The 16,683-nt window shown below is 57.2% G+C and carries 12 protein-coding genes; 7 read left to right on the top strand and 5 right to left on the bottom strand.

The window, feature by feature from the left end; all coding sequences use genetic code 11:
- Positions 1 to 247 precede the first annotated feature (247 nt).
- The 7 genes from G9X48_RS13395 to opgB all read left to right on the top strand — a co-directional run bounded on the left by G9X48_RS13395 (position 248) and on the right by opgB (position 6,681).
- Positions 248 to 1,024 (top strand): threonine/serine exporter ThrE family protein, encoded by a 777-nt coding sequence (locus tag G9X48_RS13395; RefSeq protein ID WP_007847024.1) that lies wholly within the window; start codon positions 248 to 250, stop codon positions 1,022 to 1,024.
- On the top strand, positions 1,015 to 1,488 hold the full coding sequence (locus tag G9X48_RS13390; RefSeq protein ID WP_004386489.1) for a threonine/serine exporter: 474 nt from the start codon (positions 1,015 to 1,017) through the stop codon (positions 1,486 to 1,488). The genes G9X48_RS13395 and G9X48_RS13390 overlap by 10 nt, the downstream gene beginning before the upstream one ends.
- Positions 1,489 to 1,553: 65 nt before the next feature.
- Positions 1,554 to 2,006, top strand: coding sequence for a MarR family transcriptional regulator (locus tag G9X48_RS13385; protein WP_029039374.1), 453 nt, complete (start codon positions 1,554 to 1,556; stop codon positions 2,004 to 2,006).
- Positions 2,007 to 2,086: 80 nt separating this feature from the next.
- Positions 2,087 to 2,515 (top strand): organic hydroperoxide resistance protein, encoded by a 429-nt coding sequence (locus tag G9X48_RS13380; protein WP_004386492.1) that lies wholly within the window; start codon positions 2,087 to 2,089, stop codon positions 2,513 to 2,515.
- Between the two features lie 222 nt (positions 2,516 to 2,737).
- The gene (gene dnaT / locus G9X48_RS13375) at positions 2,738 to 3,283 is read left to right on the top strand and encodes a primosomal protein DnaT (protein ID WP_038858117.1); all 546 of its coding nucleotides are present in this window, start codon (positions 2,738 to 2,740) and stop codon (positions 3,281 to 3,283) included.
- 2 nt (positions 3,284 to 3,285) lie between these two features.
- Complete coding sequence (gene dnaC / locus G9X48_RS13370) at positions 3,286 to 4,023, top strand: DNA replication protein DnaC (RefSeq protein ID WP_004386494.1); 738 nt, start codon at positions 3,286 to 3,288, stop codon at positions 4,021 to 4,023.
- Positions 4,024 to 4,389: 366 nt separating this feature from the next.
- Positions 4,390 to 6,681 (top strand): phosphatidylglycerol--membrane-oligosaccharide glycerophosphotransferase, encoded by a 2,292-nt coding sequence (gene opgB / locus G9X48_RS13365; protein ID WP_097648100.1) that lies wholly within the window; start codon positions 4,390 to 4,392, stop codon positions 6,679 to 6,681.
- A 9-nt stretch (positions 6,682 to 6,690) separates the two neighbouring features.
- Here opgB and G9X48_RS13360 read toward each other — a convergent pair whose 3' ends face one another.
- The 5 genes from G9X48_RS13360 to G9X48_RS13340 all read right to left on the bottom strand — a co-directional run bounded on the left by G9X48_RS13360 (position 6,691) and on the right by G9X48_RS13340 (position 16,224).
- A complete protein-coding gene (locus G9X48_RS13360) occupies positions 6,691 to 7,650 on the bottom strand; it encodes a sensor domain-containing diguanylate cyclase (RefSeq protein ID WP_007889311.1) in 960 nt (319 codons plus the stop codon).
- 173 nt (positions 7,651 to 7,823) lie between these two features.
- Positions 7,824 to 9,611 carry a sensor domain-containing diguanylate cyclase gene (locus tag G9X48_RS13355; protein WP_097641250.1) on the bottom strand — a complete coding sequence of 596 codons (1,788 nt, stop codon included), beginning with the start codon at positions 9,609 to 9,611 and terminating at the stop codon, positions 7,824 to 7,826.
- A gap of 238 nt (positions 9,612 to 9,849) precedes the next feature.
- Positions 9,850 to 11,517, bottom strand: a complete 1,668-nt coding sequence (gene tsr, locus G9X48_RS13350; RefSeq protein ID WP_097641249.1) for a methyl-accepting chemotaxis protein — start codon at positions 11,515 to 11,517, stop codon at positions 9,850 to 9,852.
- A gap of 295 nt (positions 11,518 to 11,812) precedes the next feature.
- A complete protein-coding gene (locus tag G9X48_RS13345) occupies positions 11,813 to 13,012 on the bottom strand; it encodes a hypothetical protein (RefSeq protein WP_054624519.1) in 1,200 nt (399 codons plus the stop codon).
- Between the two features lie 164 nt (positions 13,013 to 13,176).
- Complete coding sequence (locus G9X48_RS13340) at positions 13,177 to 16,224, bottom strand: autotransporter serine protease (RefSeq protein WP_063265513.1); 3,048 nt, start codon at positions 16,222 to 16,224, stop codon at positions 13,177 to 13,179.
- Positions 16,225 to 16,683 lie beyond the last annotated feature (459 nt).

Below are 16,683 nucleotides of genomic sequence, written 5' to 3'. Positions count from 1 at the left end.
TTATAGACACAATATAACTACCTGTTTAATTAATTTGGCGGCTCCGCCAGTACGACATTAATTAACTGTGATAACAGCACCCGCCTCGATTGTTTTCTGCGGAACGAGATTGGCTACCCGCACTCACATACCCCCTGAAGCCACGCCGAAAAATGCAGCAATCTTGATCTACCGCCACGGCTGCGCCTGGCGGCGCATGGTAATAATGGACATCTGACACCCACGCCTATTCTCACCAGGACCGAATATGGAAGCGGATGCTTTAGCGCAGCGGGACGTGACCCGTTTGTGTATTCAGTGCGGGCTGTTTTTATTGCAGCATGGCGCGGAGAGCGCGCTGATTGATGAACTCACTACCCGGCTTGGCCGCGCGCTGGGCATGGACAGCGTGGAGAGTTCTATCTCCGCTAACGCCATTGTGCTGACCACGATAAAAGATAATCACTGCCTGACAACCACGCGAAAAAACATCGATCGCGGCATCAACATGCACATGGTGACCGAAGTCCAGCACATCGTCATTATGACTGAACATAAGCTGCTGGACCGGCACGACGTCGCGAAACGCTTTTCGCAATTAAAACCGCTGCGTTACCCGCGCTGGCAGGTGGTGCTGATGGTCGGGCTCTCCTGCGCCTGCTTTTGCAAAATGAATAAAGGCGGCTGGGACGGCGCGCTGGTGACGTTTATCGCGAGCACCCTGGCAATGTATGTGCGCCAGACGCTGACGCAGCGCCATCTGCACCCGCAAATTAATTTCTGTCTGACGGCCTTTGTGGCGACCACCGTCTCTGGTCTGCTGCTGGCGCTACCGCCATTCGCAGGCGCGTCCACTGTGGCGATGGCCGCGAGCGTCCTGCTGCTGGTGCCGGGGTTTCCGCTTATCAATGCAGTGGCCGATATGTTTAAAGGCCACGTGAATACCGGTCTTGCCCGCTGGGCGATGGCGAGTATGTTGACGCTCGCCACCTGCATTGGCGTGATTATGGCGATGGCGTTATGGGGGCTGCGGGGATGGATGTAATTCGTATTATTACGCTGATGCTGGAAGATATGCTGCTTTCCGCGATTCCGGCGGCGGGCTTTGCGATGGTGTTTAACGTGCCGCGCCGCGCCCTGCCCTGGTGCGCGCTGCTGGGCGCGGTCGGTCACGGCTCGCGCACCGTCATGATAATGATGGGGCTGAATATCGAATGGGGCACGTTTCTCGCGGCAATGCTGGTCGGCTGCATCGGCATTCAATGGTCGCGCTGGTATCTGGCGCATCCGAAAGTGTTTACCGTTGCCGCGGTGATCCCGATGTTCCCAGGCATCTCGGCCTATTCGGCCATGATATCCGCCGTGAAGATCAGCCACTTCGGCTATACCGATGCCTTGATGGTTTCGCTGGTGACCAACTTCCTTAAAGCCGCGTCCACCGTTGGCGCGCTCTCTATCGGGCTGTCGCTGCCCGGCCTGTGGCTCTATCGAAAACGTCCGCGCGTATAACGACTATCAAAGCAAAAGATAAAACCTGGCTTGCAATTAAATCGCGCACTATCTATATTGAAAGCATGAAGACGACACAACAACACGACGGGCTCTCGCTGGGCTTAGACAATCAGCTCTGTTTCGCGCTCTACTCGACAAACCTGGCGCTGCATAAAATTTACCGCCAGTTACTGACGCCGCTCGGGCTGACGTACCCGCAATATCTGGTGATGCTGGTGCTGTGGGAGAAGGACGACGTGACCGTTTCTGAGATTGGCGAGCGGCTCTATCTGGATTCCGCCACGCTGACGCCGCTGTTAAAGCGGATGGAAACCGCGGGGCTGCTGATGCGCCAGCGTTCGCGTCAGGATGAACGACAAGTGATCGTCACGCTCACCGACGCAGGCCGGCAGCTCAAGGCCGAAGCCCACAACATACCGGGCTCGGTGCTCTGCGCCACCGCGTGCGACAAAGAGACTTTGCTGGATCTGAAAGATCAGCTTGAAGCATTACGCCATAATCTGAATCAGTCGTAAGCGCCATCTGCGGATGGCGTGAAAGCACCAAATAAGTAGCGCACGATTAAATCGCCTAAAACTTAAATAAGGAATATTACATGTCTTTAGAAAACGTCATCTACCGCGCCAAAGCCAAAGCCACCGGAGGCCGCGACGGCCGCGCCACTTCTTCTGACGGCGTGCTGGATGTAAAGCTTGGCGTACCGAAAGAGATGGGCGGCATGGGCGGCGACGTCACCAACCCGGAACAGCTGTTTGCCGCAGGCTACTCCGCCTGCTTCCTGGGCGCGATGAAATTCGTCTCCGCCCGCGACAAAATCGCGATGCCGAAAGACGCGTTTATTGAAGGCGAAGTCGGGATCGGCCCACTGCCGACCGGTTTTGGTATCGAAGCGAAGCTGAATATTCACCTGCCGGGGATGGACGCGGCAGAAGCGCAGAAACTGGTCGATGCGGCGCATATCGTCTGCCCGTACTCTAACGCGACCCGCGGCAACATCGACGTCACTCTGAATATCATTGCCTGACGCTATCCCCGCTAACGGGGAAGCTTAAAATAAAAAACGAAACTGCCCTCACCAGGGGACGCGGAGCGCGCCAGATGTCATGGCGCGCTCTTTTTTTTACGTGCGATCCCATGCGCCAATAAGCTCAAACCCCGCCTCTGACTATGCTACTATGAAGGAATTATCGTCTCTGCTGGCGATTTTCGCGCCAGTGTCTGATAACGCTTTGATTGAGAACGTTTTATGTCTTCCAGAATCCTGACCCCTGATGTCGTTGATATTGACGCCTTCCGGCGCAATCCCGGCAGCGCGCTGGCGCACGCCGAACGTGGGGCCGTGGCGGTGTTTGATAACAATGCGCCCGCATTTTATGCCGTGACGCCGGCGCGCATGGCGGAACTGCTGGCGCTGGAAAAACAGCTCGCCGCGCCCCGCTCCGATGTCGCGCTGGAAGCGCAATTTTTCGACGAAGGCAACGACGCCGCCCAGCCCGTGCCGGTGCCGATGGGCAAATTCGCCATGTATCCGGGCTGGCAGCCCGACCCGGAGTTTCAGCGTATGGCCGCGCTCTGGGGCATTCCGCTGGCCCAGCCGGTCACCAGCGAAGAGCTGGCCTCGTTTGTCGCTTACTGGCAGGCGGAAGGCAAAGTCTTCCACCACATCCAGTGGCAGCAGAAGCTGGCGCGCAGTATTCAGATGAACCGCGCCACCTTTACGTCATCGGCGCGCCGCGATGTAAACGCCATCGCGCAGCCGGACGACCATATTCCTGACGGCTTTCGAGGGTAACAATGAAAAACGTCACTGACCTGATGATGCGCCTGAAGCGGCTGATGCCGCCTGACGTCAAGCCGGCCTTTAAAACCGGCGAAGAGCTTATCGCCTGGCAGCAGGAGCAGGGGCGAATTCGCTCAGAGGCCATCGAGCGCGAAAACCGCGCGATGAAAATGCAGCGCACCTTCAACCGCTCTGGCATTCGCCCGCTGCATCAGAACTGTTCGTTCGATAACTATCGTGTTGAAAACGACGGGCAGATGAACGCTGTCAACAAAGCGCGCCAGTATGTCGACGCTTTTGACGGCAACATCGCGAGCTTTGTTTTCGCCGGTAAACCGGGCACCGGCAAGAACCATCTTGCCGCCGCGATCTGTAATGAACTGCTGCTGCGCGGTAAATCGGTGATGATCATTACCGTCGCCGATATCATGTCCGCCATGAAAGACACGTTCGGCAACCGCGAAACCAGCGAAGAGCAGCTTTTAAAAGATCTGAGCAGCGTCGATCTGCTGGTGATCGACGAGATCGGTATGCAGAGTGAGTCGCGCTACGAGAAAGTGATCATCAACCAGCTGGTGGATCGTCGCTCGTCCTCCAAGCGCCCGACCGGCATGCTGACCAACCAGAACATGGAAGAGATGACCAAACTGCTCGGCGAGCGCGTGATGGATCGTATGCGCCTTGGCAACAGCCTGTGGGTGAACTTCAACTGGGACAGCTACCGCAGCCGCGTCACGGGTAAAGAGTACTAAACTCCGCACTTTTTACGGGGCGCGTTTTCTGCGCCCCGACACTCCCCTTCCCTGCCGTCTCGTTTTATTTTTCCGCCTCTGTAGTGAAATCTGCGCCGTCATAAAATTTTCATAAAAGAATTCGCTTTTTAGCGTTTCCACTCACTGTGTATTACTAAACACCTATTTTCTGGCCTTGCCCGACGCTATCCCCGCGCCACAGGCGATGAGACGCGGCTCATAATTCCATATATCTAAACCTTATCTGAACTGCTCCATAAAAAGATGACGCTAAAATGGTACCAGTATGACAGTAGCGTTATATTTCGGTGTTAAAAAAGCAGTTTAACCTAACGGGCATGGCGCCTTCGCTGCGAGGATGTAGTGTTGTCAGAGTGGCTTTCCATACTTTTCTTTATCGCCTCCGTGGCGATTTACGCCTTCAAGGCGGGCCGTAACACCTGGTGGTTTATCGCCACTCTGGTGGTGTTAGGGCTGTTTGTTATCCTGAATCTGACGCTGCTTGCCAGCAACTATTTTACCGGCGATGGCATCAATGACGCGGTGCTCTACACGCTGACCAATAGTCTCACCGGCGCGGGCGTCAGCAAATACATCCTGCCTGGCGTCGGGCTGGTCGCAGTGCTGCTCGCGGTCTTTGGCCTGCTGACATGGATTTTGCGCCGTCGCCGCCATCTGCCTTATCACTTCGGCTACAGCTTCGTGGCGCTGCTGCTGGCGCTCGCCTCGGTGGACGCCAGCCCGGCGTTTCGCCAGATAACCGAACTGGTGAAATCCCAGACCGCCGAGGGCGATCCCGACTTTGCGGCGTACTATAAAGAGCCGCAAAAGCGTATCGACAATCCACAGCTCAATCTCGTTTACATCTACGGCGAAAGCCTGGAGCGCACCTATTTTGACGATCAGGCGTTCCCGAACCTGACACCGGAGCTGGGCGCGCTGAAAAACGAAGGCATCGATTTCAGCCATACCGCGCAGTTGCCCGGCACCGATTACACCATCGCGGGTATGGTCGCCTCGCAGTGCGGCATTCCGCTTTTTGCGCCCTTTGAGGGCAACGCGTCTGCCTCGATGTCGAGCTTCTTCCCGCAGAACGTCTGCCTGGGCGATATCCTCAAAAACTCCGGCTATGAGAACTACTTCATCCAGGGTGCTAACCTGCGCTTTGCCGGAAAAGACGTGTTTCTCAAATCCCACGGTTTCGATCATCTCTACGGGGCCGAAGAGCTGAAAAACACGGTAGCGGACCCAACCTATCGCAACGACTGGGGCTTTTACGACGACACGGTGCTGGACCAGGCGTGGAAAAAATATGAAGAGCTCTCAAAAGCGGGCAAACGCTTCTCGCTCTTTACGCTGACGGTCGACACGCACCACCCGGACGGTTTCGTCTCGCGCACCTGTACGCGAAAGAGCTACTCGTTTGAAGGCAAACCGAACCAGTCTTTCAGCGCGGTCACCTGTAGTCAGCAGCATATCGCGGCGTTTATTAACAAAATCAAAGCGTCGCCATATTTCAAAAATACGGTCATCGTTGTGTCGTCGGATCATCTGGCGATGAACAACACCGCCTATAAATATCTCAGCAAGCAGGATCGTAATAACCTGTTCTTTATTCTGCGAGGCGATCAGCCGCAGCAGGACGTGCTGGCGGTGAAACGCAACACAATGGATAACGGCGCGACAGTGCTCGATGTGCTGGGCGGCGACAACTTCCTGGGGCTCGGGCGCAGCAGCCTTTCCGGTCAGTCGCTCTCGACCGTGTTTCTGAACATGAAATCAAAAGTGCTGGCGTGGAAGCCCGATATCATCAGCCTGTGGAAATTCCCGTCGAAAATAGACAACTTCACGGTCGACACGCAAAAACAGACCATCGCCTTCTCCGGAAGCCATTTCCGCCTGCCGCTGCTGCTACGCGTGTCGGATAAACGTATCGAACCGCTGCCGGAGAGCGAATACTCCGCGCCGCTGCGCTTCCAGCTGGCGGATTTCGCCCCGCGCGATAACTTTCTGTGGGTGGATAACTGCTACAAAATGGCGCGCCTCTGGGCACCTGCGCTGGCGCTCTCCACCGATTACTGCGTCTCGCAGGGCCAGCTCGGCGGTGAGCAAAAAGTGCAGCGGGTGGATAAAGCCACCTGGCAGGGCAAAGCGGCGTTTCGCGATACGGTCATCGACACCGCGCGCTACCAGCGTAACGTCGAGACGCTCAAAGTGATGGATAACGACATCCGCTATCAGGCCGACAGCTTTATCTTCAACGTGGCGGGCGCGCCGGAAGAGGTCAAACAGTTCTCCGGCATTTCACGCCCGGAATCCTGGGGCCGCTGGTCCAACGCGCAGCTCGGCGAAGAAGTGAAAATCGAATATAACCAGCCCCTGCCGGAGAAATTTGATTTAGTCATCACCGCCAAAGCGTTTGGCCCGAACGCCGGGAAACCGGTGCCCGTGAAGGTGGGCGACAGCGAACAGACGCTGACGCTCGGCAACGAGGTCTCCACCACCACGCTGCATTTCGAAAACCCGACGCGCAGCAACACGCTGGTGATTGTGCCGCCAGATCCGCAGTCGACCAACGAAGGCAACATTCTTGGTCACTCGCCGCGCCGTCTCGGCATCGGCATGGTGTCCATCAAAGTCATTAACGCGAGCGGGTGATCCCGCTCGTTAGCCGATCCGCTTTCTGCGTTTCTCGGAATACATCACGTTGTCGCTCTCTTTGATCATCTCAAGCAAAGAGTCGTAATTGCCCGAATCGCGATGCAGCATTCCGTACGAATAGTTGATGTTATAAGGCTTACCGGCGCGCTGGTTATGCGCGTCCAGGCTCGCGCGCAGATTGTTCAGAAACGGCTGCGTGTCGCTTTCCCGGGCCAGGAGTACCGCGAACTCATCGCCACCCAGCCGCCCGGCGATATCTTTCGGGCCCAGATGCTCACGCAACTGGCTGGCGAACACTTTCAGCACCTCATCGCCTTCCGCGTGGCCCCACAAATCGTTAATCGGCTTAAAGCGGTCGAGATCGAAATAGAGAATGCTGAACGGCTCGGGATTCTCCTTCAGGGCACGAAAACGCCGCTCGCCGCTGCGATAAAAACCGCGGCGGTTCGGAATTCCGGTCAGGCTGTCGGTCATCGCCATGCTAATCACGTGAAACTCATCTTCAACGATAAACGCCAGGTCTTTCAGCGTCGCAATATCATCATCGCTGAAATCGCGCGGCGTGCCGTCGATAATACAAAGCGTGCCGACCACCGCGCCATCCGGCAGCCGCACCGGGTAACCCGCATAAAAACGGATAAACGGCTCGCCGGTGACCAACGGATTATCGTGAAAACGCTCATCCAGGCGGGCGTCATTTACGATAAACGGCCCTTCCTGCAAAATCGCGTGCCCGCAAAATGAGACGTCGCGCGTGGTTTCGCGCGTGTTCAGTCCCTGGCAGGCCAGCAGCCACTGACGGTTGCGATCGAGCAGGCTAATCAGCGCCACCGGCACCCGGAACAGTTTTTTCGCCACCCGCGTCAGGCGCTCAAAACGCTCGTCATCCCTGGTATCAAGCAGATCCATCATATACAGCGACTTCAGCCGCGCTTCTTCGTTTTCAGGGATACCAGGAAATTTCATGTTCCGCCTCCGCGTCAGTAGCAGCGCGCCCGCCAGTGTAAGGGAAGCATTCTGCCAGAAAATATATTGAGGTAAACGGATGAGTATAGGAGGAAAAACGGGCGATTTGCGACATGGCAGCCGGTGCCGCTGATGACCAGCCCCCTATTTGCAGCCGTTGCGCCGCCGCGCCGTCAGGCGCTCGGCTTCAGCCGGTTCGCCACCACGATGCGCGAGCGGCCCATCTCTTTGGCAAGATAAAGCGCAATATCGGCATTTTTTATCAGGCTCTCGCGCCGCGCGTGATCGGGCCAGGTGGCGAGGCCGATGGAGACCGACACCGGGCCAATCTCAAGGCCGTTATAGCGCAGCGATAACTCACTGACCTGCGTCAGAATACGCGTGGCCAGCGCATGAGCCTGCGCCTGTGGCATACCGGGCAGCAGCATCAGAAACTCTTCGCCGCCGTAGCGAAACACCTGCGCCGTCTCGCCCGGCACGGAGCGAATCGTCCGCGCCACCTCTTTCAGCACCGCATCGCCCGCATCATGTCCGTACTGATCGTTAAGCGATTTGAAGTGATCGATATCAATCATCAGGCAGCTTACCGGCGAGCCGGTCATCTCCGCCTGACTGATACAGGCGTACAGCGCGTCTTCCAGGTGATAGCGGTTGCGCAGACCCGTCAGCGAATCGTACATCGCTTTTTCGGTCAACTCATCGCGCAGCTTCTGGTTGGCGAGCGCCAGCGCCAGCGTCTCGGCCATCAGCTCCAGATAAACGTAAGGCGGCTCAAGCTCCTCGCTGATTTTTTCAAACGACAGCAGCCCGATGGTTTCATTCTGGGCAATCAGCGGCACGCAGATGGCCCGCAAGGCAGCGGCAGGCGGCAGATGCTTGCAGGGTATATCCACCAGATCACGGTCAGGGCTGTGCATCTGCCCGCGCCGCAGCGCCCAGCATTCGTCCGGCGTAAACGCGCTGTCGCCGCCAGAATTTTCAGGCCAGCGAGCGGCGCACACCATCAGATGATCGCGCGTATCCAGCACATAGAGCCTGCCCGCGAGCCCCGGCGCAATTTGCGGTGCAAACAGCCGGACCAGCTCGATAATATCGCCGCGCGATTCGCTCCCCTGTAACCGCTGGGTCATGCGTGACAATAATCCCCGAATGGCCCAGTCGGCATCGCGCTCCCGCTCAAGGCGCTGGCGCGCCAGCCCGTTTTCGCGAAATACATGGATAGCCTGCGCCATGTCGCCAATCTCATCCACCTGCTGCAACAGCGGCGCTTCCACTTCGTAATCCTGCGTCGCCAGCCGGTTGACCACATCGCTCAGCTTTACGACCGGCCGCAAAATACGGCGTTTGAGAATAAACCCGAGGACAAAGAGAAACAGCAGCGCGGTGAGGCCGACCATAATTTCCGACAGCGTGCGCAGCCGCAGTGAGGCGTCGGTCGCGGCCTTAATCGACATGCCGGTCCGATAATCAAGCAGACTGCGAAATTGCGCGAACTGCAGGTCCACCCGGTCAAGCTCATGCTCATAATTCACGCCAAACAGCAGTTGCAGCGCGCGTGCGTTGTCGCCGCGCGCTACAGCCTCGATCGCCTGCTGCTGCTCCTGCTCCAGGGCATGCGCCACCGTCATGCCCTGGCGCAGATGCTCTAACTCCTCAGGCGTAGCGCCCAGATCCCGCAGCCGCGCCAGATGCGCTTCATCTTTATCGTCCTGAATTTTTTTCGCCTGCCAGGCCGCGAGATCGTCCGGCCTGCGATCCACTACGTAAACGCGCGCCAGCTCGGTGAGCGCGTAAGTCTCCTGTTCTACCGTTTCCGTCAGGCTGTCGTATGCCGCGCTCTGGCGCACAGCCGCCCGCTCCGCCTTGTCGGCACCGGAGGCCATCATCAGCACGACCCCGGAAATCAGGGTGAGCGCTACCGTTGCGCCATAGGCAATGTTAGTCATCGTTGCGATGCGCACAGAGGATCCCGTTCGTTAAAAAGAGGGCCGAAGATGATATGGCGTGCCTGCGTAAGAAAGACGCCCCGGTTTGGTTATGTTACTGACAGATAAATTATAGAAGCCGTTAACCGATTCTTAATATAAATGCATCAGCGCGGGTGCGGGTTTTCAGCCGCCTGTTCGGGGGATGAACGCTGACCATAAAAAAGCCCCCGCCGCGTGAGCGACAGGGGCTTTTCAGGTAAAAACGAACCGCTTAGAACGTTTCCCAGTTATCGCTGCCCTGGGCCACCACCGGCTTTGCGGTGACGACCGGCGCGACGCTTGCCTGTACCGTGCTTACGCTACGCGGCTTGTCCTGCGCGTTCTGGCTGATGCGGAACACGGCGACGGACTGCGTCAGGCGGCTCGCCTGCTCTTCAAGCGCGGCGGCGGCGGCGGCGGATTGCTCCACCAGCGAGGCGTTCTGCTGGGTCACGCGGTCCATCTCAGCGACGGCCAGGCCCACCTGGTCGATACCGCGGCTCTGCTCGTCAGAGGCCGAGGCGATTTCGCCCATGATGTCGGTCACGCGGGTCACCGCGCTGACAATTTCGCCCATGGTTTCACCGGCGCTTTCCACCAGCGTCGAGCCCACGTCCACTTTGCTGACGGAGTCTTCGATAAGGCCTTTGATCTCTTTCGCGGCCTGGGCGCTACGCTGCGCCAGGTTACGCACTTCACCGGCCACCACGGCGAAGCCGCGGCCCTGTTCGCCCGCACGCGCAGCTTCTACCGCGGCGTTCAGCGCCAGGATGTTAGTCTGGAAGGCGATGCCGTCAATCACGCTTGTGATATCGGCGATTTTCTGGGAGCTGCCTGCGATGTCGCGCATCGTCTGCACCACGTTATCCACCACTTTGCCGCCTTTCTGCGCGGTTTCCGACGCGCTCAGCGCAAGCTGGCTCGCCTGACGGGCGTTTTCGGCGTTTTGTTTCACGGTGGCGGTCAGCTCTTCCATGCTGGCGGCGGTCTCTTCGAGAGACGCGGCCTGCTCTTCGGTACGGGAAGAGAGATCGTTGTTACCGGCGGAGATTTCGCTCGCGCCGCTGTAGATGGCATCGGCACCGTTACGGACTTCACCCACGGTACGCACCAGCTCGCCCTGCATATGTTTAATGCTGGCGGCCAGCTGGCCCATTTCGTTCGTGCCGTCGACGTCAATCTGACGCGCCAGGTCACCGCTCGCGATATGGCGAATGCTCTCAATGATGCGGTTCAGCGGGGTAATAAGGGTGTTCTGGATACCGAACCAGACGCAAACAATCACGCCCAGCACCACGGCCAGCACGCCAATCAGGATCCAGATAGCCATGCTGTAGGAGCTATTGCTGCCTTCCACGGCGATGTCATACAGGCGGTCGTTCTGCGCCATGTAATCGGTATAGGCTTTTTCGAAACCGTCCTGATATTTCTGGGTCGGCTGGTCGAAGAATTCGTTGATTTTCCCGGCCGCGAGCAGCTGAATCAGCTCCGCCAGCGCACCGTGGTAGATGTCGTAGTTACGCTTAATTTCCTGCGCGTACTCTTCGCTCTGGCGCGGATCGCGCGGCAGCGCCTGATATTCCGCCCAGTGCGTTTCCGCCTGCTTCAACGAGCTGCTGGCGATCTGCATCAGCTCCTGCACCGTCGCGCCGCTGCCGATGTTGTTCGCATCCATCATGTGACGGATACCGGCGCGGTTTAAGGTGTTACGGGTCTGAATCAGCGCAACCCAGCTGCCATTCAGCGTGGACTGCTGCTGACGGATGGTTTGCAGAACGGTGAAATTTTCCTTGTCACTTTTGATGGCATTAAAGAACAGGCCACCGGAAGCCATTTGCAACAGACCAAACAGGGCCAGAACAAACAGCAAACTGGTTACAACTTTGATGCGGTTTAACATGGTTTCTCTTCCCGATACGACAGATGGAGAGAGTTTCGGCATTAAACCCAAAAACTTTATAAGGATAAGCCCCGCCCGGGCCCGATTTTTGTACTAACTTTGGTGGGGAAATCGCCATAAATACGCAGTGTGTGACGCAGCTCATATTGTGACTGTCAGGAATATAAATTAAGCGCCGCTTAATTTCTGATTTCAGCATGACAAAATAATGCCTAAGCGCAAAACGTTAGCGGTTTGCTCGAAAGTGGGAGAAGAGAGAAAAACAGAGACGTTCCCTGCTTTCCCTCAAAGGCATTTATTTTTTAATCGCGCCATTCGCGTCAAACAGCGTATCCCACCGGCGGATCTCGCCCGTTTCAAAGGCGACACAGCCTTTCATCATCTGGCGGAAATAGCGTACCGAGGCTTCGTTATTGCCGGGGATGAAATTCGCGTAGTCGCGTGCCGTGGCCTGCGCGCGCAGTTTGACAATATAAGCCGGGCAGATGAGATTGACACTGCCGGTGGAAAACAGATTTACACCGCGGATAAAAAAGGCTTTTTCATCGCGGCCCGGCATTTCCTGCGTCTGCCAGACGGTTTGCGGAAACAGCGCTGGTGAGAATTTTTCGTCATCGACCCGGTAGTAATGCGGCTGCGTATCAACCAGACCAATCGAGACCAGCGAGCCAAAAACAAGCGTACTCCAGAGGGTCGGAAAGAGCAGAACGATAAAGACGACGGCAATAAAGGCCGTCACAAAGAAGTTTTTAATAGCCCCGCTGTTATTTTGAGCGTCACTTTTTTGCGAGTAATGCACGATAGCAGGCAAAAATGCCAGTAAGGAGAACAGGCTGATAAACACCCATGCGAATACCACAGCCCATGAACCTTCACCGCGGCTGGAGTGAATAAGAAAGCCCGCAGGTATCGATATGGATAGTCCTGGTAACAGGATAAAAAACGTATTGGCGATCAAGACTCCCGCCCACATTAAAACCAGCCACACTCGTTGCCATTTGCCAGGTTTCAGGGGGCGAAGAAGAAAACCGAAGTTGAAACAGATAACCAGTAAGGTTGCGAAGAGGGCAGTAATGAGCAGTATTTTTTCAACGCTAAAGACATAGTCCCCCGTCAGTTTTTTCACAAGCGTTGTGTGCGGCAGAAAGACAAGCGTCAGATAAAAAAACGAGACAGAAAAGCAGATCCACGGCAATCCTTTATTAAAATAACGCTCAGGATCGCCAGGATTAATTTCGCGGTGTGCCAGTAAAATCGCACTGGGCAGCACCAGCGTAAGTGCCGTCGCCAGTGAAAACACGGCAGCGGAGATCAGAAGCGAGACCAGACCGATATTAAAAGAAAACGCCCCCATCAGAAGATCGAGCCGTCCAATACTCGTCAGATAACTCCAGATAATCGCACCAGATAACAGGGTTGAATAAGGTAATAACGCGACGAAATATTTCCCGACTCGCTTTGCCAGTAATTTTAACTTGTCACTCTCCGTGCTCATCTCTGCGTTCCTTCACTAACCGTATCGTTAGCAGGCAATATACCGGAAAACATCGTCATGCATGTGCATAGTGATTTATCATTGTGCATGTCTTAAACAGTAAAGGCGCCCAGGCAGGCGCCTTTATTTATGACTGCAAAATGACTACACGCGATGCCGGGTTATCAGAAATTCCAGCTAAAGCCCGCGTTGACGCTGTTGTCCTGATAGTTATCGGAAATCAGCCCGCTGTAGCCGAGCGACAGATGCGCGTTGCGGTTCACCGCCACCTCGGCGCTCGCTTTTAGCACCGTGCCGTCGCGTGAGGCTGACACGCTGTTGGTGACAAACGGCGTGCTGCTGCCCCGGAATTTCAGGCCGGTGGCGCGATCGAGCTCGCCATACTGATGTTGCCAGCCCACTTCGCCGCGCAGCGCCACGGTCGTTTCCGCGGTAGCGTCCCACTCAAGCCCGGAGCGCAGGCCCAGCGTGGAGAACGTGGCGTCGGTATGCTGCTTGTCGCCATGCAGCGCCGTCGCACCGCCCTGCTCATTAATGCGGTTGTTCTCAAAGTTCACGTAAGAGACATTCGCAAACGGCTCGACGTTCACCATCCCCGCCGCCAGCTGATAACCCGCTTCGGCGAAGAACTGCTCGGTACGCGCGTTATATTTCGCGTCAGCACGGTCAGACTGCGAACCAAAGCGGACGGAACGGCTGGTGTCGAAACGGTGCCAGGTGTAACCCGCGCCCGCACGCAGCGCCAGCTCGCCGAGCTGTTTGCCGCCGTAGACCGCCAGATGGTAGTTGTCGCTGTCCGCACTGGAGCCATAACCGCCGTCAAGCGACGTGCGGGTGTAGCCGGTCGCCACGCCCATGCGCCAGTCGTCGGCATAAGCGGAATCGAGCCCCAGCAGCACGCCGTAGGTCGAGGCCTGATAGCCCGTCGCGCTTTGATCGCCGGAGGCGTGATCCCATGCGCCTAACAGCTTCGCCCACGCGCCGCCATCATCGGCAGCCACTGGCGAAACGCTGGTCAGCCCTTCGGCCTGACGCAGACGCTCGTTCAGCGTATCGCGCAGGTAGCGGCTGTCGTTAATCTGCGCCGAGGCGATATCCGCGTGGATCTGGCCGCCCAGCTGGCGGAACGCCTGACGCGCCTGCGCTACCGAACCGGTCGAAAGCAGGCTCTCATACAGCGGGTTGCCCGCGCCGAGCGTTTCCAGCGCGCCAGCGACCGCACGGCCATTGGCGGTATCCGCGATGCTCGCGAACGTGGTGTCGTTACGCGCCACATCCAGCGTCACCTGGCCACCCGTATAGCCAAGCGAAGTGCCGAGGAACAGATAATCCGGCGCCACGCTGTCGAACTGGCCAGTGATGCCGTCCGCCGCCGACAGGATGTTGTACTGCTGGCCGAGCAGGCTGCGTACTTCCGCCTGGCTTAGCAGATTGCTGCTGTTCTCAAGCGACACCGCAACTTCGCCGCCGTTCAGCGCAATTGCGCCCGTGGCGTTAATCACATCGCTGCGCCCGTCCGGCGACACTTCCACCGCGTAGCGCGAGCCTGGCTGGAACGTCACGTCGCCATTCACATTCAGCGTGCCGATGGAGTTACCCGGCGCAACCGTACCGCCGCGCGCCGCCGTCAGCGAGCCGACCGTACCGTTACCCGCCAGCACGCCCTGCTGCTGCACGGTGACGTCAGAGGTTACGGAGCCGTTAACCACCAGCAGGCCGTCGTTGACCAGCGTCGGGCCGGAATAGGTGCTCGTGCCGGTGAGCCACAGCGCGCCCGCGCCCTGTTTGGTCAGGCCGCCGTGGCCGGAGATATCGTTCGACCAGACATCCATCGCGCACTGAATATCGCTACAGGTGCGCGCCAGTTTGGTACCTGCTTCCACTTCTTCGCCGATGCCCGGAATATCGGCGATAAATTGCGAGGAGCCGTAGGCAACGCCATCCGGATCCGGCACGCGGAATTCTTCAGGAATATCTTCCACGGTGTAGAACATGCCCGGCCCGTGGATCGCCTTGCTGAGATCGATCATCCCCCAGCCGTAAAGCGCATCGATGCCCGGATCGCCCATATCCACGGTCGTGGTTTTCAGCACCTGGGCTATCTGCTCGCCCGTCATGTACGGGAAGCGCTCCATCAGCACCGCCACGCTGCCCGCCACGTGCGGGGCGGCCATTGAGGTGCCGCTGTAGTTGGCGTAATCGGTGGTCAGCGTCTCCAGGCTGTTGCCCTCAATCACCGAGCTGTAAATCCGGCTGCCCGGTGCCGAAACGCAGAAACTTGCGGTGTAGCCGCAGCGGGAGGAGAACGTACTGATGGTGTACGGCACGCTGTTGGCGGAGGCCGGATCTTTCATCACGCTCGCGACAGAGAGCCAGTTCGGTGCGATATCCGGCACAAAGTAAGCGAGGCCCGCCATCGCGTCCGGGTTGTTGAGGTTGTAGTCGTTACCGGCGGCGAAAATGGTGACGATGCCGCTGCGGGCCGCGTCGATAGCGCCCTGATACGCGCCGCCCGGTTTGGTGCCGAGGATCTGTTTGATCTGATCGAACTGCGCCTGGGCGTCAGACACGGTGAAGTGCGGATAGGCCGGATCTTTCCCGCCCTGATCGAATTTCTCGGTGATGCCGATGCCCCAGCTGTTGTTAATAATGCGCGCGCCGCTGTCCATTAGCGCGTGCCAGCCCGCCTCATACACCGCGCCGTCGTTGCCGAGAATAATCCCGTCTTCCGGGCCAGGGTCGCCGTTTTCAGCGCTGATAATTTGGGCGTTAAACGCCACGCCGTGCATCGGCCCGCCATCGCGGCTGCCCGCCGCAATACCGCCAACGTGCGTGCCGTGTGCGCCCAGCTCGCCATCGGAATCCACAGAAGGCGTACCGTCATAGCGGAAAGGGTCGCCTTTTTTCACCGGAATATACGGGTCGGTATATTCGCGGATCCCTTCGGTGACGAGGTTAATGACTTTATCGGTGCCGGAGAATTCCGGGTGCTTTGCATAAACCGGCTGATCGAAAATACCGAGCTTAATGCCTTTCCCGGTATATCCCGCCGCGTAGGCTTCATCGGCGTGAATAGCGCCAAGCCCCCACTCCGCATTAAATTCGCTGCTGCGCCAGCTGGCGGCATCGCCCGCTTTGCCCTGCTCAATATAATTACTCGCCGCCGCCTGCCCGATACCGGCCAGACCTAACGCTATCGCCACCGCGCTCATGCGAATACGACGCCCGCCCCGCACAGGCGAATATCCCGCCTGAACAGGTTCTGCTGCTCTGCTTCTGTTAATCATCCCAGAGACCGTCCATTGATTGTGAGTTTGCAAGGGGCCAGACGCGCCAGCCCTTATTGTCATAGGTATTGCGCGCGGCCACGGCGGCCGCTGCGAATATCAATGTTAAGCAGAATTTATTTATTTGCGCCAGTGCCAATAAAGAGGGTCAAAATTTAAAAAGGTGAGCTACGTCATACTATTTTTCTATCGGTTTTGTGGTTTCAGGCAGTTAAAAAATCGCGGTGCACATCAACTCACCGAATATCGGCAATTTTTGCCGCTTCGCTTATTTCTCGGGTTTCCAGAAACCCATGTAAAATTAACCGATTACCATCAATGAACTATAAGCAGATAAATAGTATTTTTATGAAAATATAAACACCTAAAACTACCTGACATAAT

The sequence above is a fragment of the Cronobacter sp. HA18006 genome (assembly GCF_011605445.1).
Classification (GTDB): Bacteria; Pseudomonadota; Gammaproteobacteria; order Enterobacterales; family Enterobacteriaceae; genus Cronobacter; species Cronobacter sakazakii.
This window is presented reverse-complemented; position numbering and strand designations above follow the sequence as displayed.

Excerpts from the sequence above, each read along its gene's own strand:
- G9X48_RS13340 (WP_063265513.1), bottom strand. The coding sequence starts at position 16,224 with ATGAGCGCGGTGGCGATAGCGTTAGGTCTGGCCGGTATCGGGCAGGCG.
- G9X48_RS13360 (WP_007889311.1), bottom strand. The coding sequence starts at position 7,650 with ATGAAATTTCCTGGTATCCCTGAAAACGAAGAAGCGCGGCTGAAGTCG.
- tsr (WP_097641249.1), bottom strand. The coding sequence starts at position 11,517 with ATGTTAAACCGCATCAAAGTTGTAACCAGTTTGCTGTTTGTTCTGGCC.
- G9X48_RS13385 (WP_029039374.1), top strand. The coding sequence starts at position 1,554 with ATGAAGACGACACAACAACACGACGGGCTCTCGCTGGGCTTAGACAAT.
- G9X48_RS13395 (WP_007847024.1), top strand. The coding sequence starts at position 248 with ATGGAAGCGGATGCTTTAGCGCAGCGGGACGTGACCCGTTTGTGTATT.
- G9X48_RS13345 (WP_054624519.1), bottom strand. The coding sequence starts at position 13,012 with ATGAGCACGGAGAGTGACAAGTTAAAATTACTGGCAAAGCGAGTCGGG.
- dnaT (WP_038858117.1), top strand. The coding sequence starts at position 2,738 with ATGTCTTCCAGAATCCTGACCCCTGATGTCGTTGATATTGACGCCTTC.
- G9X48_RS13390 (WP_004386489.1), top strand. The coding sequence starts at position 1,015 with ATGGATGTAATTCGTATTATTACGCTGATGCTGGAAGATATGCTGCTT.
- dnaC (WP_004386494.1), top strand. The coding sequence starts at position 3,286 with ATGAAAAACGTCACTGACCTGATGATGCGCCTGAAGCGGCTGATGCCG.
- G9X48_RS13380 (WP_004386492.1), top strand. The coding sequence starts at position 2,087 with ATGTCTTTAGAAAACGTCATCTACCGCGCCAAAGCCAAAGCCACCGGA.